The sequence below is a fragment of the Pseudomonas sp. 9.3L genome, from assembly GCF_058536285.1.
In genome coordinates this window covers 2,283,522-2,302,898 of record NZ_JBZUBK010000001.1, presented here as the reverse complement: position 1 = coordinate 2,302,898, position 19,377 = coordinate 2,283,522, and the positions used below count along the sequence as shown (strand labels likewise).

Below are 19,377 nucleotides of genomic sequence, written 5' to 3'. Positions count from 1 at the left end.
GTCACAGAGGGTTGGCACAGCACAGTGGAGTAACAGTGGACATCAAAGGCGTCATTTTCGATTCGGACGGTACCCTGGTAGACAGCGAACGCATCGCGGCCGGCCTGCTATGGGAAATGCTTATCCAGCGTGACATCACCCTTTCTCGGGAAGAGGTGTTACAGCGTTTTCGCGGCGTGCAATTTGCCGTCTTTACCGAGCGTCTTGCACACGCATACCCCTGGCTGGAGCCCGAACCGTTCATGGCTCAGTTCCGTCAAGACAGCCTTGGCCTGTTTGCCCGGAGCATGGCACCTATGCCCGGCGCGTTGGCATTTGTGCAGGCATTGGCGTTGCCTAAATGCGTGGCCTCCAACGGCCCTCGCGCGAAGATCGAAACCTGCCTGGGCGCGGCAGGGCTACTGCCTTATTTCACGGGCCATATCGTCAGCGCTTATGAAGTAAAGGCCTGGAAACCGGCCCCAGGGCTGATACTCGAAGCCGCCCGTGTGCTAGGGCTGGCGCCTCAACAGTGCCTGTTGATCGAAGACAGCCATGCAGGTGTCGAGGCCGGGCTTGCTGCGGGCGCATGGGTAGCAGGGTATGGCGATGAAGACTTCGGCGCCTATAGCCAGGAGGCCCGCTTTCACCTCACGCCGCACTACGATGACGTAGCGCGGTTGCTCAAGGCGGCCTAGCTCAGTTTCTTGCGGTTGCGTCGTTCGTAATGGTCGAGCAGGGGTTGGGTGCTAACCCCATGGACCATGATGCTCAGTGCAATCACCGTAAGGGTGAGGCTGATACAGGTTTGAGCCATGTCTTTGGGCAGGCCATGTTGCAGGGCGTAGCACAGGTAATAGATCGAGCCGATGCCGCGTATGCCGAACCACCCTAGCAGCGCCCGCTGGTGCCCGGTCAACAACGCCCGCCCGCCGCCAAACGCCCACACGGCCAGTGGGCGTATTACACAGAACAGCACCGCCCCAAGCCCGACCCCGCGCCAGTCCCAGTGGCCCCAGACTATAGCGCCTAACAGGGTAATGAGCAGCACCTCCATGGAGCGCTCCACCAAGCTACCGAATACCATCATGTCGCTCATCATCACGCCTGCCGCCACTTGAGGTGGGGCCAGTTTGCTCACTTCGCCCGCCAGGGCCTGGTCTGGAGACAGCTCGCGATGCCCAAGCTTGGGCTGCGTCAAGTGCTCGGACGGTACCTCGGAGCCGGTAGAGCGGACCTCTGCCTGGCGCAAGCCCAGGCCCGCCGCGAAGACTGCAAGGAAGCCGTATCCCCCTAGCGTCACGGCGAGCGCATAGGCCAGTGCGATCAATGCCAGTGCCAGGAAGTCATTGGGTGACAAGGTGCTGTCCTGGTGACGAACCCGCAGGAAGATCATCACATTGCCTACCAGCCGGCCTAGGCCATAGCCAACGAGCAACCCGGCTGCAACACCCCATAGCACATCCTTGATAACCCAATGCGAAACCCATTGGCTGTCGATGCCGCCGTGCTCAATGAGCAGCAGGGCAAAAATCACGAAGGGGAACGCGGTACCGTCATTGAGGCCAGCTTCGCCTGATAAACCAAAGCGCACACGGTCGAAGTCCTGAGCGCTGTTGACTTGCACCATGCTTGCTAATACCGGATCGGTAGGCGCCAGCATGGCCCCTACCAACATCGCCACCCCCCAGTCCAAGCCCAGCGCGTAATGGGTCACCGCTGCCACCCCCAGAATCGACGCGATCATCACTGGCCCGGCCAGCAGGTACGCGCAACGCCAGGCACTGCGACCAAAGGTAAGCCTCAACTTGATGCCGGTGCCGAACAACGAAAACAGCACGGCCGCCTCGGTCAAACGCTCCAACCAGTGGCTAGATTCAGCAATATCGATATCTACTAACGCTAGCCCGGCAGGGCCAAAACCAAGGCCCAAAAGCAGGCAGACCGCCGATGTAGTAACAGGCAGCCAGCGCAGATACGCGGAAGCGAGGGCGAGCAGGAGCAAGATCGCCCCAAAAATTGCAATTGCGGTAATAAAACTCATCAGTGCTCAATCGTTACGACATGTTGATTTGTGACTGCACCCGGCCAGGTTAGTTGACCTTGATTGCAGACGTCTGCCTTAGATCGAGGCTCGCAGCCGCCGTCGCGTCATGACGAATGGCGGTATACAAGTGTGTTCCGCAGCCGCGCAGTATAGAATTGCGCTTTTCGATTCTGGCTGGCGGGCGATTGCTGGCACTGGCTCACTACACACAGGCAGGTTTTGAATTTGGAACAGCTAAAACGCCTAGCGACAGGAATATCAGGCCTGGATCACCTGCTCAAAGGAGGCTTGGTCGCCGGCGCCTCCTACATCGTGCAAGGGCGCCCAGGCTCAGGGAAAACCATTCTGGCCAACCAGTTGAGCTTTCACCACGCCCGACAGGGTGGCAAGGTGCTGGTTGCCACCTTGTTGTCCGAGTCCCATGAGCGGCTGTTCCAGTACTTGTCCACCCTCAGCTTCTTCGAGGCCAGTTACATCGGCGCGCAAATCCAGTTCGTCAGCGCGTTCGATACGATGCAAAACGAGGGGCTGGAGGAGGTCGTCAAGCTGTTGCGACGCGAAATCGCCCGGCAAAAGGCAACCGTGATGGTCGTGGACGGGTTGCTCAACGCCCGTACCAAGGCTGACTCACAAATCGACACCAAAAAGTTTATTTCCGAGCTGCAAGGTCACGCCGCGTTCGCCGGGTGCACTGTGCTGTTCCTTACCAGTTCTCGGCTTGATGACGGCAGCCCCGAGCACACCATGGTCGATGGGGTGATCGAGATTGGCGAAGCCACCATTGGTACGCGTTCGGTGCGCCGTATTCAGCTGCGTAAAACCCGGGGCAGTGGTGCGCTCTCCGGGCTCCACGACTGCGAAATCACTGACGAAGGGCTGGTGGTCTACCCCCGCCTCGAAAGCCTGTACAGCCATCCCTCGCGCCCCGACTCTGCCGATCAGACCAAAGTGAGCAGTGGCGTGGCTAGCCTTGATGCGTTGATTGGCGGCGGCCTGGGCCGTGCCTCCGCGACCTTGGCCATGGGGCCGGCCGGAGTGGGCAAAACCACGCTGGGCCTGCAGTTTCTGGCCCAAGCCACGCCAGAAGAGCCCGCCCTGCATTTCGGTTTTTATGAAAGCCCCCAACGGCTGATGCTCAAGGCCGCGGCTCTGGGCCTGGACTTCAACGCCTTGCAAAGCAGCGGCGCCTTGCACATTTGCTGGCACCCTACCACTGAGGGGCTGCTCGACGGCCTGGGCGCCAAGTTGCTGACCATGATTGATACCTACGGCATCAAGCGGCTGCTAATCGACAGCTTGGGCGGCATGACACGTGTCACGACCAACCCCGCGCGCCTTGGCGATTTTTTCAGCAGCCTCACCGGCGAGCTGAGGGCCCGCGGCGTAACGCTGATGATCACCAGCGAGATGCAGGGGCTGATCGGGCCCGAGATCAAAGCCCCGCTTCCCGATATGTCATGCCTGGTGGACAACATCTTCGTGATGCGCTTCGTTGAACATGTGGCTGAACTAAAGCGAATGATGACGATTCTTAAAGTCAGGGACAGCATGTATGACGCCTCTTTGTTAGAGGTTGTGATCGATGCGCACGGTATGGGCTTCAAGAAAGCCTTCAAACACGCGGAGGCAGTGCTGACGGGCAGCGCCTCGTCCACAAGCAATTGACGTTGATCGGGCCGAATTAAACATGACGACCATCCTTATAGTCGACGACGAGTATTTGATCGCCGATATCCTTGGGTTTGCGCTTGAGGATGAGGGTTACATGGTGGTCAAGGCTGGCAATGGTCGCAAAGCACTCGAAGTCCTCGACCGCGAACACCCGAGCTTAGTCATCACCGATTTCATGATGCCGGTGATGGATGGCTTGGAGTTTGCGCGTGCAGTGCGCCAGCGCCCTGCCTTTACCGATTTACCGTTATTTCTCATGAGTGGCGCCCAAGCCAACATCGGCCGCGCAAGCCCCGAGCTGTTCGCGGTTGTCTTCGACAAACCGTTCGATATCGACCAGGTGATTCATCAGGTAGTGACGTTCATTGGGCGCCCCGCACTTTAGTAAGAGGGGTGTTGAATGCCACACGATGGCAATCTGTTAGGGGCCGCCGTAGTCTTCCTGCTGGCTGCGGTGCTGGTGGTGCCGCTGGCCAAGCGGCTGCAGTTGGGCGCGGTATTGGGGTATTTGCTGGCGGGTGTCGCCATCGGGCCAGCCGCGCTGGGGCTAGTGGGCAACAGCCAGAGCCTGAACCACTTGTCCGAACTGGGCGTGGTGCTGTTGCTGTTCATCATTGGCTTGGAGCTGTCTCCCAAACGCCTATGGCTCATGCGCAAGGCGGTATTCGGGGTAGGGCTTGCCCAGGTGATGGCCACGGCGGTAGTTATAGGCACTGTGGCCATGCTGCTCTTCAACCAACCCTTTAACAGCGCGCTGGTGCTGGGCTTTGGGCTGGCCCTGTCGTCCACCGCCTTCGGCCTGCAAAGCCTGGCGGAGCGGCACGAGCTCCACAGCCCCCATGGTCGGCTGGCCTTTGCCATCCTTCTGTTCCAGGACATCGCTGCCATTCCGCTCATTGCCCTCGTGCCGCTGTTGGCACAAGGCTCGGCCAATCAGGCGCCAAGCCTTGAACATGGCTTGCAGGTGTTGGGCAGTATCGCCTTGGTGGTCGTGGGTGGACGCTACCTGCTGCGGCCGGTGTTCCGAGCCGTGGCACGTACTGGCTTGCAAGAGGTGTCCACGGCCACAGCCCTGTTGGTGGTGATCGGCACTGCCTGGCTGATGGATCAGGTTGGGGTCTCAATGGCGCTGGGCGCATTCCTCGCCGGGCTGCTGCTGGCGGATTCCGAATACCGCCACGAACTGGAAGCCCAGATCGAGCCCTTTAAGGGGCTGTTGCTGGGATTGTTCTTCATCAGTGTGGGCATGGGCGCCAACCTGGGCCTGTTACTGGCAGAGCCTGCCACCGTGATCGGGCTCACGTTCTTGTTGCTGGGCCTCAAATTCCCATTGCTCTTCGTACTGGGGCGTCTGGCAGGGGGGTTGTCCAAGATCTCCGCCATACGCCTTGGCTTGGTGCTTGCCACAGGCGGGGAATTTGCGTTCGTGGTGTTCAAGCTGGGCCATGACAGTGGTTTGTTCGATGAGCGCCTACACGACCTGTTAGTACTGGCCATTACCTTGTCCATGGCGGTAACACCGTTGCTGATGTTGGCGGCTGGGAGGCTGCTCACCCGTACAGCGCCGGCCACGCCAGTTCCAGAGGAGTACCGCCATATCGACAGCGGTTCGCCCCGCGTGGTGATTGCCGGCATGGGCCGCATGGGGCAGATCGTTGCGCGTATTCTGCGCGCCCAGAAAATCCCTTTCGTCGCGCTGGATACGTCTGTAGAAAGTATCGAGTTGTCGCGCAGTTTTTCCGGGGTTCCGGTGTTTTACGGGGACCCGCTGCGTGCAGAAATCCTGCGCGCGGCCAAGGTTGAAGAAGCTGAGTACTTCGTGATTGCCACCGACGACCCGGACACCAATATCAAGACTGCCGAAATGGTCAAGCGGCTCTACCCGCACCTGAAGATCATTGCCCGCGCACGTAACCGTCAGCATGTTCATAAGCTGATCGACCTGGGCGCAGATGCGGTACGTGAAACCTACTACTCAAGCCTTGAGGTAAGCCGCCGCACCTTGATTGGCCTTGGGCTGAGCGAGGCTCAGGCTCAGACCCGCATCGCGCGGTTCAAGGCGCATGATGAAAGCGTACTGCGTACCCAGCACCGGCTGTACGACGACGCCGCCAAGGTGATTCAGAGTAATCAGGAAGCACGTGCCGAACTGGCGCGCCTGTTCGAAGCGGACGAGGCCCGGGAAGCCGGTGAGCTGGACGAGGCGAATACCTGAGGCGGCGCTTAGAAAAACAGCACCACGTACAGGCCAATCAGCCCCAGGAGTACACAGACCAACGCCAGAGCCGCCACCTCACCCAGAGGGGGCAGACCTGGCTGGCCGTTAAGGGCGTCGACGCCTTCCCGGTAACGTCGCTGTTGGCCAAGCCCAATGCCCAAGGCCGCCAGCAGTGACAGCCCCACCATCATTACCGCAAAGGGCCCATGGTGGGGTATCCAGCGCAGGAACAGCAGGCTGGCAGCGACCAGCGACAGCAAGGTGCGCCGCCAGGCCAGCAACGTGCGCTCCGGCTGCAGCCCCAGGTCGGTGTGATGCCCAGCGCGTGGCGTCATGCCGGGCGAATAACGATAAATACCAACAGCACGGCCGTGGCCAGTGCGCCGCCCATGGCCAGGACCGGCACCAGCCACGGTAAGGGCAGGGGGCGACCGTGACGCATGGCGCGCTCTACGTTCAACCACCGTACGCCCGCACACGCGCTGAGCAACAGCCCAAGGAACAACAGCAACACGGCCAGGGCCTTACGGGCATCCGGGGCGAAGACCTGAGCGGTGAACGCTTCTACCGCGATGCCCCCTGCCATCAGCGCCAGGGCGGTACGAATCCATGCCAGAAACGTGCGCTCGTTGGCCAGGGTGAAGCGGGGGTCCGGCTCTTTGCCACCGCCTAGCAGCGTATTGCGTAACGATGAGCGAGGGGGTGGGCTAGCAGGCTGGTTCATCGATCAATCCCGTTGACGGGTCACGTGAATGGCGGCGCCCAGGCGAGCAGGCCGCCCCGCAAAGACGTTACTTGAGCAGCTTGGCGAAATGCGCTACCGCCAGGGAATAACCATGGGTACCGAACCCCGCGATCACGCCTACAGCTACGAGCGAAACATACGAGTGATGCCGAAAGCTTTCACGTTTGTGCACATTGGAAATATGCACTTCGAGCACAGGTATCTCAGCGGCGATCAGGGCGTCGTGCAAGGCAACCGACGTATGCGTCCAGGCGGCCGGGTTGATGATGATACCCGCCACACGCCCACGCGCCTGGTGAATCCAGTCGATCATCTGACCTTCGTGGTTGGTCTGCTCGAACTCCAGCGCAAACCCATGGGCCTGTGCGGCGGCCGTACACTGGGCCTCCACGTCGGCGAGGGTTTCGGTGCCGTACACCGCAGGCTCCCGGGTGCCCAGCAGGTTAAGGTTCGGGCCGTTGAGTACCAGCAGGGTCAGTGGCATGGGCGGTGAGTCTCGTTTATAGGCAAGCGGTAGAGCGTGCCATGGTAATGGTCCCTTGCACTGCCCGCCAGCGCTTCACACTTTTGCAGGCACAGGTGGCAGGTAATACTGCGCAAAGCGTACGTTATCCGCGCCGTCTACCAGCTTTTTAAGTTTCTCGTTGAAGGCCCGGCCTACCGCGTACTGACCGCCAGACGAGGTACGGAACTGCGCAGTGAGGGTGATGCCGTTGAGGTCCATCTTATCCACGCCAAACACTTGCAGCGGGCCCTGCAGGTTGGTTTTGAGCAACAGGTCGTCGGCGATCTGGTCTGCCGCCTGCTGGATAAGCGCCAATGCAGTATCGATGTCGCTGTCGTAGGTCACCTGTACGGAGAAGAAGGCGTTCGCAAACTGGCGAGACTGGTTGGTTACCGCCTTGATTTGACCAAACGGCACCGAGTGTACGAAGCCTTTGCCATCGCGCAGGCGAAGGGTACGGATGGTCAGGCTTTCAACGGTGCCAGCGTGCCCCGAATCCAGCACCACCCAGTCTCCGATGGCGATGGTGTCTTCGATAAGAATGAACAGGCCGGTGATCACATCCTGTACCAGCTGTTGCGACCCAAAGCCGATGGCCAACCCCACCACCCCGGCACCGGCCAACAGCGGTGCCACGTTGATGCCTAGGTTCGCCATGGTGGTGATGGTGCCAATGACCACCAGCACGATCTTGGTGGCATTGCGTAGCATGGGCAGTATGGTTTTTACCCGAGTGCTGGGCTGACGGCTGGCACGCTTGCCAACTGCAGGCTTGAGCGCCTGCTGGATCGCAGTGTCGATTACGACCCAGACCATCCAGGTGACCAGCAAGATCAACCCGATGCTGCTCAAGGAATTGCTAATGGCTCGGCCCACGCTATTGCGGGCCGCAAATTCAAGCACCGACACGCCCCAAATGCGGGCGAACAGCTCGATGAACACAATAGCGATGACAATGCGCGACAGTGCATGGCCCAGGCCGCGCAGCAGTTCCAGGTAGGGCCGTGCGCGCTCGGGGTCACTAGGGCCTTGAGGCCTGAGGATGTGGTGCATCATGGTGCTGGCGAACACAGCGGCAATCAGCAGCACGGTGCTCATCAAGGCCCGTTGCAAGGCCTGCTGGCTCTGTTCACCCGCACCGATCAGGTTGATGGCCGAGACCAGAATCATCAGCAGAATGGGGAAGTACCAGACGGCGGAGAAGACCCGTAGCGTCTCTTGCACAGCGCGGTGATCGTGGCGCTGGCGATACCCGCGGTTGCGTATCAGGTGTGCCACCGGGCGGCGCATGCGAATCACCAGCACGGCGAAGGTCAAGGTCGCGAGTAACCCGCTGACCACGGCGATGCTGCCAGTGAGGTTGCTGCCCAGCTGGCGGGCGATCTGGCCGGTGGTGAGCGCATCACCCAACGCTGCCAGAAAACCGATGACGAACAGCAGGGCCGGCGCCGACCGGCGCAATACCCGGACAGCGGCGCGCTTGTGACCCACATTGAACAGAGTAATCAAACACAGAATGAGGGTGGTCGAAAACAAGCCACTGGTGGTCGCATACGCAAGGCATAGAGCCAGCGCCCGTGCATCTGAAGGCTGCAGGTATTGGCGCAGCAGCAGGCACACCCCGAAGCTCAACAAGGCCGGCAGCGTGAAACGAAGCAGGTAGCCCAGTACTTCACGCAAGCGTGCGCGTCGGTGCAGGAAACCCCGTCGGCCTACCTGCGACCATGCCAGGCGGGCGAGGGTATAGAGCGCCAGGAAGGTGCCGATCCACGCTAGGGTAAGGATCAGAAAGTCGCGGGTCAGCACGACCCCGGAGGTGCGTGCCTGAGGGTCGAACAACCGGCCTGCTTCAGCCGCCGCGCGGTCGGTGCGTACCCGCCAGGTATCGACCAGGTGTTCGTTAATGTCCAGCTTGTCCTGCACGTCATCCAGGCTAGAGGTCAACGTGCCTAACAATCCGCCCTGCACCAGTACCTCTTTTTCAGGCTCCGCAGGCTTTTGCTCGGCCGCAGGTGTAGCGGCCGCGGGTGCTGCGGCGGGCGCATCGGCAAACACAGGAAAGGCAAGTAGGGCAGTCAGTAGCAAGAGGGCAAGACGAGGCACGGGGGCGCGGCTCCGGAGAAGATTCCCCTACTAGATCGCCGTCGGCCAGGCAAGTTCGGCGCTCAAGTGCGCCTGTCGAGATTTTAGGTGGACGCAGGGCTGTGGGGGTGATGCTACCGACATAACCCCTGCTGCGCTGGATGCAGATGCACCCGGTACAACAGGGTGTAACACAAGACGGTGCTTAGACAGCCGCATCCTTGGCCAGGCTGGCCATGTCGATGACGAACCGATACTTCACGTCGCTTTTAAGCATACGGGTGTAGGCATCGTTGATGTATTGGATGTCAATCATCTCGATGTCCGAGACGATGTTGTGCTTGGCACAGAAATCCAGCATCTCCTGGGTTTCCTGGATGCCACCGATCAATGAGCCAGCCACGCTACGGCGCTTGAGGATCAGGTTAAAAACGGTAGGCGCCGGGTGAGGGTATTCAGGTGCGCCCACCAGGGTCATGGTGCCGTCACGCTTGAGCAAGTTAAGGAACGGGTCCAGGTCGTGCTGGGCAGCCACCGTGTTGAGGATAAAGTCCAGGCTGTTGGCGTGGGCATTCATTTCCTCGACGTTGCGCGAGACCACCACCTCCTTGGCGCCCAAACGCAAGCCATCTGCACGCTTGCTTTCGGAGGTAGTGAACAGCACCACATGAGCGCCCATCGCAGCAGCAATCTTCACGCCCATATGGCCCAGGCCGCCCAAGCCCACGATCCCTACTTTTTTGCCTGGGCCTACTTTCCAGTGGCTCAGCGGGGAGTAGGTGGTAATGCCTGCGCAGAGCAGGGGCGCAACGGCCGCCAGGTGCTCTTCACCGTGGGTGATGCGCAAGGCGAATTTTTCTTTGACGACGATGCGCTCGCTATAACCGCCGTAGGTGTTCTCGCCCCCGAACAACGGGCCGTTATAGGTGCCGGTGAAGCCGTTTTCACAGTACTGTTCTTCGCCCTCGGCGCACGAGGCACAGTGCTGGCAGCTGTCGACCATACAGCCGACGCCAGCCAGGTCGCCTACCTTGAACTGGGTGACCTTGCTGCCGACTGCACTCACGCGGCCGACGATTTCATGGCCAGGCACGGAAGGGAAAAGGCTGTTCTGCCACTCGTTACGTGCCGTGTGCAGGTCTGAGTGGCACACGCCGCAGAACAGGATTTCGATCTGAATGTCGTCCTCGTTGGGCGCCCGGCGCTCAATGGCAAAGGGTTTAAGCGCGTCGGTAGCCGACTGCGCTGCATAGGTAAGGGTATTGCTCATGCCTGATCTCCAAGTGAAGAGTGATCGAACCGATAAGGTTAATTACGCTGAAACCATTAAGGTAATGAAACTTGCGATACCTTAGGGTTCAACCTGACGCATACATCAGCTACCTAAAGAATGCGACCGTCCGTCGAATTGAGGAGGGAGGTGGCAGAATCATATTCGTTGGCTGTTGACGAAGGAGTAGGGGCGAAAGGCCCAGTTCAAACGCCAAGGACCTGAACAATGCTTAACGTACCATTCCCAGCCAGTGTCGATATCCCCGCCGAGCCCCGCGGCAAGGTCATGGTCGTCGAGGATGAGCAGATCATTCGAGAATTTGTGTGCGAAATCCTCCAGTTCGAAGGATTTGATACCGTCGAATATGCCACCGCCGATGATGCATGGAAGGCGTTTGGCGAAGGTATGGACCTTAGCCTGTTGATTACCGATATCCGCATGCCGGGCGAAATCGACGGTGCTCAGTTGTCCAAACGCGTACATGATACCTGGCCGAAACTGCCAATTATCGTTATGAGCGGGCATGAGACGCCCGAAACGGCAGACATCGCAAAAGATGTGGCGTTCCTGCCCAAGCCATGGACTATCGGCAAGTTGACAGACGAAGTACTAAGAGCTGTGTGCCAGGAAGAACTCAACGCGGCACGTTGAACGCAAGGGTTACGCTTGGCGCGTAGTTGCCGGCCTTTGGCAGAACACATTCGCTACACCTGATTAAGTTAGGGCTTTCCTCACTCGGAGCCTCGGCATGAACATACGCCTCGTTTCAGTCTAGGTTTTTTAGTGGTCCCTGGCGTCCAGCCTTTGGACCTTGCAGGGCCTCGTGATACCTTTGCAGCCCTATCTCTGTTTTGGAAACTCGTAAGGCCGGTCGAGGGAGCGAGCGGTTTGAATCGCTTTTAACCGATGCCCTACGCTAGCCTTCATTGCCCACCAAGTGCAAACGGCACGTCACGTCACGTCAGTTTGCGTTGGCGCGCTTGTGTTAGGGGTTGCCGGGCTTTTGAAGAACCACCCACTAGGCTTACCACGAACTGCTTAGCCTGTTTGGCGCAGGGCCCATAGGCGCCATTGCAACGCCGATCAAACCCTCGGTCATGTCGCAGGTCTTACGAGAAAGCGCTTAAGGCCTGCGTATGAAGATCGCCACATTCAACATCAACGGAATCCGCGCCCGCCTTCCGGCACTGCTTGCCTGGCTTGAAAAAGAAGCCCCGGACATTGCCTGTCTTCAGGAGCTCAAGGCTACGGATGAGGCGTTTCCACAGGCAGAGCTGGAAAAGGCCGGGTACACAGCGCTGTGGCACGGGCAGGCACGCTGGAACGGCGTGGCCATTTTGTCCAAGGGTGGCGTGCCGCTGGAAATCCGGCGCAGCCTGCCGGGCATGGAGGCCGATACCCATAGCCGCTACCTGGAGGCGGCCGTCCAGGGGGTGATCGTGGGGTGTCTGTACCTACCCAACGGCAACCCGCAGCCCGGCCCCAAGTTTGACTACAAACTGCGGTGGTTCGAGCACTTCATCGCTCATGCGCAGAGCCTGTATGACAGCGGGCACCCCGTTATACTGGCCGGTGACTACAACGTAGTGCCTACCGATGCCGATATCTACAGCCCTAAATCCTGGCGCAAAGACGCGTTGCTTCAGCCTGAAAGCCGTGCGTGCTACCAGCGCTTGCTGGATCAGGGCTGGACAGACGCTCTGAAGACACACTCTCCTGATGAGCCGGTGTACACCTTCTGGGATTATTTCAGGCAGCACTGGGCTCAAAACAAAGGGTTGCGTATTGACCACCTGCTCTTGAGCCGCGAACTGGCCTCGCGGTTCAAAGCCGCAGGGGTGGACCGGTGGGTAAGGGACCGACCCCACGCCAGCGACCATGCGCCTACCTGGGTGCAGTTGAAATCCTAACGGCAATCCTTACTACCCAATAACGGCAGTCGCGAGCAAGCTCTGCTGCTACGAGACGTATGATTTTGCACCTGCGCACCCCTGTAGCAGCGTGGCTTGCTAGCGACCGGCCTCAACACGCACTAACGGCAGTCGCGAGCAAGCTCTGCTGCTACGAGACGTACGATTTTGCACCTGCGCACCCCTGTAGCAGCGTGGCTTGCTAGCGACCGGCCTCAACAGGCACTAACGGCAGTCGCGAGCAAGCTCTGCTGCTACGAGACGTACGATTTTGCACCTGCGCACCCCTGTAGCAGCGTGGCTTGCTAGCGACCGGCCTCAACACGCACTAACGGCAGTCGCGAGCAAGCTCTGCTGCTACGAGACGTATGATTTTGCACCTGCGCACCCCTGTAGCAGCGTAGCTTGCTAGCGACCGGCCTCAACACGCACTAACGGCGGTCGCGAGCAAGCTCTGCTGCTACGAGACGTATGACGTGCATTCACTTCAACCGGGAGTACAGCATGGTAAGCCTTACATCGAAGCGGTATCGCCACCGCGTCAGTTACCTCTATAACGAACAGCCACGCCAGCAGGTAGTGGAATACCCCACCGCGCAGTTGCCTCCAGAGGCAGCAGCCTTGCAACTGATAGCGCTCCACCAAGACCAGGACAGCGGCCGTGCAGTGGTACCGGCCGACGACGACTCACCTCAAGCCATCATGGACCAAGCCCAACTAATGGGGATCACCGCTATCGAAACCCAAAGCCAGGGCACCTTGATACAAGGCTCGGCCGAGGCCGACGACGGTGATCTCGACCCTGAGATGAGCCACCTTTAGGCTAGAACCGCTACGCCCTTGATTTGGGCCCAGACCTGCGCGCCTGGCCCAACGCCCAGGTGCGCCAGGGAGTAGCGGGTGACCCGCGCTAACAAAACAGTGCCCTGACAGTCTAGCGATACCATCACGTCCGCACCGCCAAGGTTGGGCTGTACTGCCACCACGACGGCGGGCAGGCGGTTGAGGATGCTGCTGCGCACGTCGGGAGCCAAGCTCAGGCTCACGTCACGGGCCAGCACCCGTACCCGCAGGCGAGCACCCATGGGCAGCGTGGCATGCGGCACCGTGAGGGTGCCCTGGCCGGCGCCAAGGCTCAGGTGAAGCAACTGCCAGTGAGGGTCAACGGCGGTCACTACGCCCTCGATAACCACCCCGGCGTCAAGGCTGTGAGCCAAAGGCAAATCGAGGCGGGTTAGCAGCTCGTTCAGCGCACCACTTGCCACTACCTGGCCGTTGTCCAGCAACACCAAGTGGTCGGCCAGGCGCGTGATCTCTTCGGGGGCATGGCTGACATACAGCATCGGTATCGCCAGGCGGTCTCGCAACCGTTCCAGATAAGGCAGTATTTCAGCCTTGCGCGCACCGTCGAGCGCCGCCAGCGGCTCATCCATCAATAACAGTTTGGGCGCGCGTAACAACGCACGAGCGATGGCCACTCGTTGCCGCTCACCCCCCGAAAGCCCTTCAGGCCGGCGATCCAGCAGTGGTTCCAGCCCTAAGAGGTTGCACAGCGCATCCATCGTGGTAGGGCGCCGAGTGGCCGGTAAGCGCCGCCAGCCGTAGGTCAGGTTCTGGCGAACACTCAGGTGCGGGAACAGGCTCGCCTCCTGGAATACATACCCGATGGCGCGTTGGTGAGTAGGCAGGTTGCGTGCGGTGGTGGTATCCAGCCAGGTGTCGCCGGCCACTTGGATAAACCCCTCGTCGGCCTGCTCCAGCCCCGCCAGCCAACGGAGCACCGTGGTTTTACCCGAGCCGGAAGGGCCGCTTAGTGCACAGACACCGCTGCCGGGCAGGGTCAGCTCCAGTGCCAGGCTAAACCCTGGGCGTGTCAGGCGCAGACGCAGCTCAATGGGCTTGGCCATCACACCCGCCCCTGATGGCCGGCCCGCCTGCGATACAGCACCAGCAATACGACCAATGAAAACGCCACCATCAACGCGGCCAGGTAATGCGCTTGAGGGTAGGCCATCGCCTCGACGTGATCGAACAGTTGCACCGACACCACCCGGGTTTTGTCAGGTATGTTGCCGCCAATCATCAACACCACACCGAACTCGCCCACCGTATGGGCAAAGCCCAGCACAGTTGCGGTAAGCAGCCCTGGACGCGCAAGCGGCAGCGCTACGCTAAAGAACTGGTCAAGGGGGGAAGCGCCCAAGGTGGCGGCCACTTCAAAGGGGCGGCTGCCGACTGCGTCGAAAGCGTTTTGCAGAGGTTGCACGACAAAGGGCAGGGAATAGATGACCGACCCCAGCACCAGCCCAGGGAAGCTGAACACCAGGGTCCCCAAGCCCAAGGCTGACGTGGCCTGGCCCAAGAAGCCGTGGGGCCCCATGAACAACAGCAGGTAAAAGCCGATGACCGTGGGCGGCAAGACCAGGGGCAGGGCCACCACAGCGTTGACCAATGGGCGCCACCTCGACGAGGTGCGCGCCAGCCACCACCCAATAGGCAGCCCTATCAGCAGCAGGATCAGGGTGGTGACGGTGGCCAGCTTGAGGGTCAGCCAGATCGCGCCATAATCACTGGGGCTTAGCATCGAGGGCGTAGCCATAGGCAGTAATGATGCGTGCAGCCTCTGGGCCTTGCAGGTAGTGAGCGAATGCCTGTGCGGCAGCGGTCTGTGCGCCGGTGCCAAGCAGGATGGCGTCCTGACGGATAGGGTCATACAGCGTTTGAGGTACGACCCAGGCCGAACCGGACGTGATCTTGCCATCCTTGAACACCTGGCTCAGGGCAACGAAGCCCAGTTCGGCATTGCCGGTTTGTACGAACTGGAACGCCTGAGTGATGCTTTGCCCCTGAACCAGCTTTGGCTCCAGCCTAGCGGCAAGCTTCAGGTGAGCAAGCACTTGGGTGGCCGCCAAGCCATAAGGGGCGGTGGCCGGGTTGGCAATGGCCAAGTGTTTGAACGCACTGCCTTTGAGCACTTCCCCTGCATCGTCCACGTAGCCGGGGGTGGGCGACCATAACGTCAGGGTGCCGATGGCATAGGTAAAGCGAGACCCTTTGACGGCTGCGCCTTCGGCCTCAAGTTTAGCGGGCGTGGTGTCGTCGGCCGACAAAAACACCTGAAAGGGCGCCCCGTTTTTGATCTGCGCGTAAAGCTGACCGGTTGCTCCCGGCGAAGCAACCACATGATGGCCGGTGTCGCGCTCGAACGCGGCGGCGATGGCTTGAAGGGGGGCGGTGAAATTCGCGGCCACCCCCACATTCACGTCATCGGCCTGGGCATGGGCCGCGCCTAGGCTGGCCAGGGTGAACAATGCACAAGGTACAAAACGGGTAGGCAGCATTTAGCATCCTGAGAGGTAAAAGAGGTGCGGTGGACTATATAGCGGGCAGCGCACAGGGTCGAGGGCAGGGCGGCATGCGCTTGGTAAAATCGGCTGGCCGCGCGGGCCGTGGCGTTCCGGGCCAGCGGTGATACCCTCAAGCGGTCATTCCCCAAGGAAACCTTGTCCGATGAAGTGGTTAGTCGCCCTCGTATTGCCGTTGATCGCTACCTTCGCCCAGGCGCAGCCGGTGCTGCAAACCGACCTGGCCCTTAGTTATCTCGCCCAGACAGGCGCCCACCCCGAAACCCAACCACTGGTAGTGTTTTTGCACGGCTACGGGGCGAACGAAGAAGACTTGTTCGAGCTGCACCCCCAGTTGTCCCCCGAGTTCACCTACCTGTCAGTACGTGCGCCCATGCCCTTGGGGGAATCCCGTTACCAGTGGTTCAGCAAGACGCCCATCGAGGGGCCCTACGAAGGTGTTCCCGCCGATATTGAACGAAGCCTGGCGCAACTGCGTACCTTCCTCGCCCAGATAGGCAAGAAGTACCAGGTGCCGCCCAAGCGCATTTACCTGGTCGGCTTCAGCCAGGGCGCCATGATGAGTTACGAACTGGCCTTGCACACGCCCCAGGCCGTGGGAGGTATTGCGGTGCTCAGTGGCAAGCTCCCGGCACCCTTGCGCACTGAAGTACCCGACTTGCGCGGGCTTGGAAAGCTGCCAGTATTTATTGGCCACGGCACGGCAGACCCGGTTTTGACCTACCAGGAAGCCATGGATGCCCGTGAGGCCCTGATCGGCGCTGGCGTCAATGTGGAGTTTCATGCTTACCCCGGAATGGGGCATGGCATCAGTCAGCCGGAGGCTCTGGATCTGGCGAAGTGGCTGCTAAGTGTGACGGGGGAAGGTTAACCACTAGATAGGCTCGCCCCTCCGTGAAGGGGCGGGCCTTAGGCCTTAAGCCTGAGTGGTGTGGTGCTCGGTATCGGTGGTCGTGCCGAGGATCACCACGTCGGTGGCGGCAGAAGTGGTGGTTGCGGTGGTAGCGTCCGTCGAGGCAGTGCTGGCTGGCGTGGTGCTGGCGAACACGAAGTTGGCCGCGGTCAGGTCGGTAGAGTGGTCGCCCGTCAGCGCGACTTCAAAACGATTACCGTTGGCGTCCGCGTCCAGGTCCTTGATGTAGGTACGGTTGCTAGTGGCGTTATAGACGATGGACAGGGTGTCGGCATGGCCATCGCCCAGTGCCGTGAAGCCCAGTGCTGAAACGTCAAGCTTGTCGGCGCTAGCGTTGAAGTCAAGGATCAGGTCGTCATAACTGGCGGTGGCCGTGCGGTAGCTGTCGGTGATGGTGTCGAAGCGGAACGTATCAGCCCCTTCACCACCGGTCAGCCGGTCACTGCCCGCGCCGCCTACCAGGATGTCGCTACCGGCGGTGCCGGTCAGCGAATCGTTGCCCGCTGTGCCCTGCACCAGGGTGCCGGTCACAGGCGTGGCAAACACGAAATTGGCGGCCGTCAGGTCGTTGAGATGATTACCTGCTACAGAGAGTTCGAAGCGATGTCCATCGGCATCGGCCTCGCGGCTCTTGATGTAGGTACGCGTACCATCGCTATTGAGCACGAGTTGCACGGTATCGCCAAGGCCGCTGCCCAGGCCAGTGATGCCCAGCGCCGACAAGTCGATCTTGTCCTGGGTTACGTCGAAGTCCAGGATTTGATCACCCTGGTTCACGCCGCCGGTGCTGTAGTCGCGGAAGCTGTCGCTCAAGGTTGTGTACACGAAGGTATCGGCACCTGCACCACCGGTGAGGGTATCCGCGCCCGCGCCGCCGACGATCACGTCATTGCCAGCGCCACCGTTAATGGTGTCCGCACCACCCAGGCCGTACAGGGTTTCGTTCTGTGCGGTGCCGGTGAGCGTATCTGCTTGCTCGGTGCCTTGCAGCACGTACTTGAACACGAAGTTGTCCGCCGTCAGGCTGGAAACCAGGTTGCCCGACAGCGCCAATTCGAAGCGATTGCCTGAAGCATCGGCTTCAAGACTTTTCACGTAAGTGCGGTCGTTGCTGCTGTTGTACACCACCGACAGGGTGCCGTTGTAGCCGTCACCCAGGCCGCTGAAGCCCAATGCGCCAAGGTCCAGTTTGTCTTCACTGGCGTTGAAGTCGGTGATCAGGTCGCCAAAGCTTGAAGTGCTGGTGCGGTAGCTGTCGGTCAAGGCGTCGAAACGGAAGGTATCGGCACCGTCACCACCGGTGAGGGTGTCTTTGCCAGCGCCGCCGACAATCACGTCATTACCGCCCGCGCCGTTGAGTACGTCATTGCCCGCGCCGCCCAGCATCAGGTCAGCCACTGCCGTGCCGGTGAGGGTGTCCTTGCCTGCGGTCCCGTCGATCTCGTTTAGAGGTACCTGATCGCTTACATAGCTACCATCGCCATACAGCAAGGTAGTGCCCTTGGTGGTGTTGGTGATGGTGTTGCCGACCACGGCATTGCCGTCGGTGCCATCTTCGTTGCGCTCGGCCACACCATAGGTGGAGTTGCTGCCACCGGTGATGGTGTTGCTTTCGATGACGTTACCACTGCCGGCGTAGAAATCACCGGACACGCCTTTAGTATCGTCATACGACTGAATGATGATTTCGGGAACAGGGTTGTTCTGCCCGTTGGCGGTCAGGGTGTTGTCCACCACGGTCACGTCGGATGAGCCGTACAGGCGGATACCTGCGCTGCCGTTGTTGTAGACGTCCACGCCGCTGACGGTCACGTCGTTGGACATCTTGATCAGAATGCCTTCGGCAGCGTTGTCATACACCGCGCCGCCGGTAATGGTAATGGCGGTCGGGGAGGCGATGTCCTCGCTGCCGCGCTGGACCACGATGCCACCACCGCTGTTGCCATAGGCGATGTTGTCCACCAGGCTGAAGTTGTTGGTGCTGGTCACGATGTTGAAGCCATGGCGGTCGTTGTCGTAAGCCACGTTGTTTATGAACGTGCTGTCGATCAGGTAGTCGGCCACAAAGCCGTCCAGGCCGTTGCCATGGGACACGCAGTTCTCGATCACCATGTTCACCGTCTGCTCATGGGGGTCGAAGCCGTAACCGGAGCAGTTGAGAATTTCCACGCCATCGAGGGTGACGTTGGTGTCCTGACCTTCCTGGCCGGGAATGTAGCCGTTGAACCAGCCATCCACCTTCGCGGTGGTGTTGTCGCGGTTACCGTCGATGGTCAGGTTGCTCACGCCGAAGTCGTGGGTCTCTTCGCCGTAGGCCGAGCGGATGATCCCGGTGATTTCCTGGCTGGAGCCATCCGCCAGCTTAACAGTGGTGGCGCCCATGCCATCACCGGACAGGTACACGTTGCTCTTCAACATCAGGCAGCCGTCGGAGGCTTCCTCACCACCCGACACAATAAACGTGCCCGAGGGAATATAGACCTGGCCGCCACCTGCGGCGGACGCTGCATCGATAGCCGACTGGATGGCTGCGGTATCGTCTGTCACGCCGTCGCCTACGGCACCATAGTCTTTAACGTTGAAGATCATCGTTCGCTCCTTCATCACTATAGAACCGCGGGCACCGGAGTGGCCCCGTCGTCAATTCGTCAGTGTCAAATGTTTGTCGT

General features: G+C 60.2%; 17 protein-coding genes and 1 pseudogene. 8 read left to right on the top strand and 10 right to left on the bottom strand.

Annotation, left to right across the window (positions count from 1 at the left end):
* Positions 1–35: 35 nt before the first annotated feature.
* On the top strand, positions 36–677 hold the full coding sequence (locus tag AC4LE2_RS10540) for an HAD family hydrolase (RefSeq protein ID WP_491825712.1): 642 nt from the start codon (positions 36–38) through the stop codon (positions 675–677).
* On the opposite strand, the gene AC4LE2_RS10535 is transcribed toward AC4LE2_RS10540, so the two are convergent.
* Positions 674–2,023 carry a cation:proton antiporter gene (locus AC4LE2_RS10535; RefSeq protein WP_491825711.1) on the bottom strand — a complete coding sequence of 450 codons (1,350 nt, stop codon included), beginning with the start codon at positions 2,021–2,023 and terminating at the stop codon, positions 674–676. The genes AC4LE2_RS10540 and AC4LE2_RS10535 overlap by 4 nt on opposite strands.
* Before the next feature lie 228 nt (positions 2,024–2,251).
* Between AC4LE2_RS10535 and AC4LE2_RS10530 the strand changes: the two genes are divergently transcribed.
* From AC4LE2_RS10530 to AC4LE2_RS10520, 3 genes are read left to right on the top strand one after another with little or no spacing between them, the layout of a single operon-like run.
* The gene (locus AC4LE2_RS10530; RefSeq protein ID WP_491825710.1) at positions 2,252–3,691 is read left to right on the top strand and encodes an ATPase domain-containing protein; all 1,440 of its coding nucleotides are present in this window, start codon (positions 2,252–2,254) and stop codon (positions 3,689–3,691) included.
* A 22-nt stretch (positions 3,692–3,713) separates the two neighbouring features.
* Positions 3,714–4,082, top strand: coding sequence for a response regulator (locus AC4LE2_RS10525; RefSeq protein WP_491825709.1), 369 nt, complete (start codon positions 3,714–3,716; stop codon positions 4,080–4,082).
* Positions 4,083–4,097: 15 nt separating this feature from the next.
* Complete coding sequence (locus AC4LE2_RS10520; protein WP_491825708.1) at positions 4,098–5,912, top strand: monovalent cation:proton antiporter-2 (CPA2) family protein; 1,815 nt, start codon at positions 4,098–4,100, stop codon at positions 5,910–5,912.
* Positions 5,913–5,920: 8 nt separating this feature from the next.
* Here the strand turns inward: AC4LE2_RS10520 and AC4LE2_RS10515 are convergent, their stop codons facing one another.
* The 5 genes from AC4LE2_RS10515 to AC4LE2_RS10495 form a co-directional block, all read right to left on the bottom strand.
* Positions 5,921–6,250, bottom strand: a complete 330-nt coding sequence (locus AC4LE2_RS10515) for a DUF202 domain-containing protein (protein WP_491825707.1) — start codon at positions 6,248–6,250, stop codon at positions 5,921–5,923.
* Complete coding sequence (locus tag AC4LE2_RS10510; protein WP_491825706.1) at positions 6,247–6,639, bottom strand: YidH family protein; 393 nt, start codon at positions 6,637–6,639, stop codon at positions 6,247–6,249. The genes AC4LE2_RS10515 and AC4LE2_RS10510 overlap by 4 nt, the downstream gene beginning before the upstream one ends.
* A 67-nt stretch (positions 6,640–6,706) precedes the next feature.
* Complete coding sequence (gene aroQ, locus AC4LE2_RS10505) at positions 6,707–7,144, bottom strand: type II 3-dehydroquinate dehydratase (RefSeq protein WP_491825705.1); 438 nt, start codon at positions 7,142–7,144, stop codon at positions 6,707–6,709.
* A 75-nt stretch (positions 7,145–7,219) separates the two neighbouring features.
* Positions 7,220–9,268 carry a mechanosensitive ion channel family protein gene (locus tag AC4LE2_RS10500; protein ID WP_491825704.1) on the bottom strand — a complete coding sequence of 683 codons (2,049 nt, stop codon included), beginning with the start codon at positions 9,266–9,268 and terminating at the stop codon, positions 7,220–7,222.
* Between the two features lie 184 nt (positions 9,269–9,452).
* On the bottom strand, positions 9,453–10,517 hold the full coding sequence (locus AC4LE2_RS10495; protein ID WP_491825703.1) for an NAD(P)-dependent alcohol dehydrogenase: 1,065 nt from the start codon (positions 10,515–10,517) through the stop codon (positions 9,453–9,455).
* 228 nt (positions 10,518–10,745) lie between these two features.
* Between AC4LE2_RS10495 and AC4LE2_RS10490 the strand changes: the two genes are divergently transcribed.
* From AC4LE2_RS10490 to AC4LE2_RS10480, 3 genes are all read left to right on the top strand, one after another.
* Positions 10,746–11,171 (top strand): response regulator, encoded by a 426-nt coding sequence (locus AC4LE2_RS10490; protein ID WP_491825702.1) that lies wholly within the window; start codon positions 10,746–10,748, stop codon positions 11,169–11,171.
* 485 nt (positions 11,172–11,656) lie between these two features.
* Entirely contained in the window at positions 11,657–12,430 is a 774-nt protein-coding gene (locus tag AC4LE2_RS10485) for an exodeoxyribonuclease III (RefSeq protein WP_491825701.1), read from the top strand.
* Positions 12,431–12,934: 504 nt separating this feature from the next.
* Entirely contained in the window at positions 12,935–13,252 is a 318-nt protein-coding gene (locus AC4LE2_RS10480; RefSeq protein WP_491825700.1) for a hypothetical protein, read from the top strand.
* Here the strand turns inward: AC4LE2_RS10480 and modC are convergent.
* Genes modC through modA form a run of 3 tightly spaced genes read right to left on the bottom strand, consistent with a single transcriptional unit; the run spans position 13,249 to position 15,771 of the window.
* Positions 13,249–14,337, bottom strand: coding sequence for a molybdenum ABC transporter ATP-binding protein (gene modC / locus AC4LE2_RS10475; protein ID WP_491825699.1), 1,089 nt, complete (start codon positions 14,335–14,337; stop codon positions 13,249–13,251). The genes AC4LE2_RS10480 and modC overlap by 4 nt on opposite strands.
* Positions 14,337–15,014: a molybdate ABC transporter permease subunit gene (gene modB / locus AC4LE2_RS10470; RefSeq protein WP_491825697.1), complete on the bottom strand. Its 678-nt coding sequence runs from the start codon at positions 15,012–15,014 to the stop codon at positions 14,337–14,339. Before modB ends, modC begins: the two co-directional genes overlap by 1 nt.
* On the bottom strand, positions 14,998–15,771 hold the full coding sequence (modA, locus tag AC4LE2_RS10465; RefSeq protein WP_491825696.1) for a molybdate ABC transporter substrate-binding protein: 774 nt from the start codon (positions 15,769–15,771) through the stop codon (positions 14,998–15,000). Before modA ends, modB begins: the two co-directional genes overlap by 17 nt.
* A gap of 169 nt (positions 15,772–15,940) precedes the next feature.
* On the opposite strand from modA, the gene AC4LE2_RS10460 reads away from it, so the two are divergent.
* On the top strand, positions 15,941–16,666 hold the full coding sequence (locus tag AC4LE2_RS10460; RefSeq protein WP_491825695.1) for an alpha/beta hydrolase: 726 nt from the start codon (positions 15,941–15,943) through the stop codon (positions 16,664–16,666).
* A gap of 429 nt (positions 16,667–17,095) precedes the next feature.
* Here the strand turns inward: AC4LE2_RS10460 and AC4LE2_RS10455 are convergent.
* A pseudogene (locus tag AC4LE2_RS10455) lies at positions 17,096–19,297 on the bottom strand (glycosyl hydrolase family 28-related protein); the annotation flags it as partial.
* Between the last annotated feature and the right edge of the window lie 80 nt (positions 19,298–19,377).

What these genes read in the sequence shown, in the direction of transcription:
- aroQ (WP_491825705.1), bottom strand. Translation starts at nt 7,144, where the DNA reads ATGCCACTGACCCTGCTGGTACTCAACGGCCCGAACCTTAACCTGCTG.
- AC4LE2_RS10490 (WP_491825702.1), top strand. Translation starts at nt 10,746, where the DNA reads ATGCTTAACGTACCATTCCCAGCCAGTGTCGATATCCCCGCCGAGCCC.
- AC4LE2_RS10510 (WP_491825706.1), bottom strand. Translation starts at nt 6,639, where the DNA reads ATGAACCAGCCTGCTAGCCCACCCCCTCGCTCATCGTTACGCAATACG.
- modC (WP_491825699.1), bottom strand. Translation starts at nt 14,337, where the DNA reads ATGGCCAAGCCCATTGAGCTGCGTCTGCGCCTGACACGCCCAGGGTTT.
- AC4LE2_RS10525 (WP_491825709.1), top strand. Translation starts at nt 3,714, where the DNA reads ATGACGACCATCCTTATAGTCGACGACGAGTATTTGATCGCCGATATC.
- AC4LE2_RS10460 (WP_491825695.1), top strand. Translation starts at nt 15,941, where the DNA reads ATGAAGTGGTTAGTCGCCCTCGTATTGCCGTTGATCGCTACCTTCGCC.
- AC4LE2_RS10535 (WP_491825711.1), bottom strand. Translation starts at nt 2,023, where the DNA reads ATGAGTTTTATTACCGCAATTGCAATTTTTGGGGCGATCTTGCTCCTG.
- AC4LE2_RS10515 (WP_491825707.1), bottom strand. Translation starts at nt 6,250, where the DNA reads ATGACGCCACGCGCTGGGCATCACACCGACCTGGGGCTGCAGCCGGAG.
- modA (WP_491825696.1), bottom strand. Translation starts at nt 15,771, where the DNA reads ATGCTGCCTACCCGTTTTGTACCTTGTGCATTGTTCACCCTGGCCAGC.
- AC4LE2_RS10495 (WP_491825703.1), bottom strand. Translation starts at nt 10,517, where the DNA reads ATGAGCAATACCCTTACCTATGCAGCGCAGTCGGCTACCGACGCGCTT.
- modB (WP_491825697.1), bottom strand. Translation starts at nt 15,014, where the DNA reads ATGCTAAGCCCCAGTGATTATGGCGCGATCTGGCTGACCCTCAAGCTG.
- AC4LE2_RS10485 (WP_491825701.1), top strand. Translation starts at nt 11,657, where the DNA reads ATGAAGATCGCCACATTCAACATCAACGGAATCCGCGCCCGCCTTCCG.
- AC4LE2_RS10520 (WP_491825708.1), top strand. Translation starts at nt 4,098, where the DNA reads ATGCCACACGATGGCAATCTGTTAGGGGCCGCCGTAGTCTTCCTGCTG.
- AC4LE2_RS10480 (WP_491825700.1), top strand. Translation starts at nt 12,935, where the DNA reads ATGGTAAGCCTTACATCGAAGCGGTATCGCCACCGCGTCAGTTACCTC.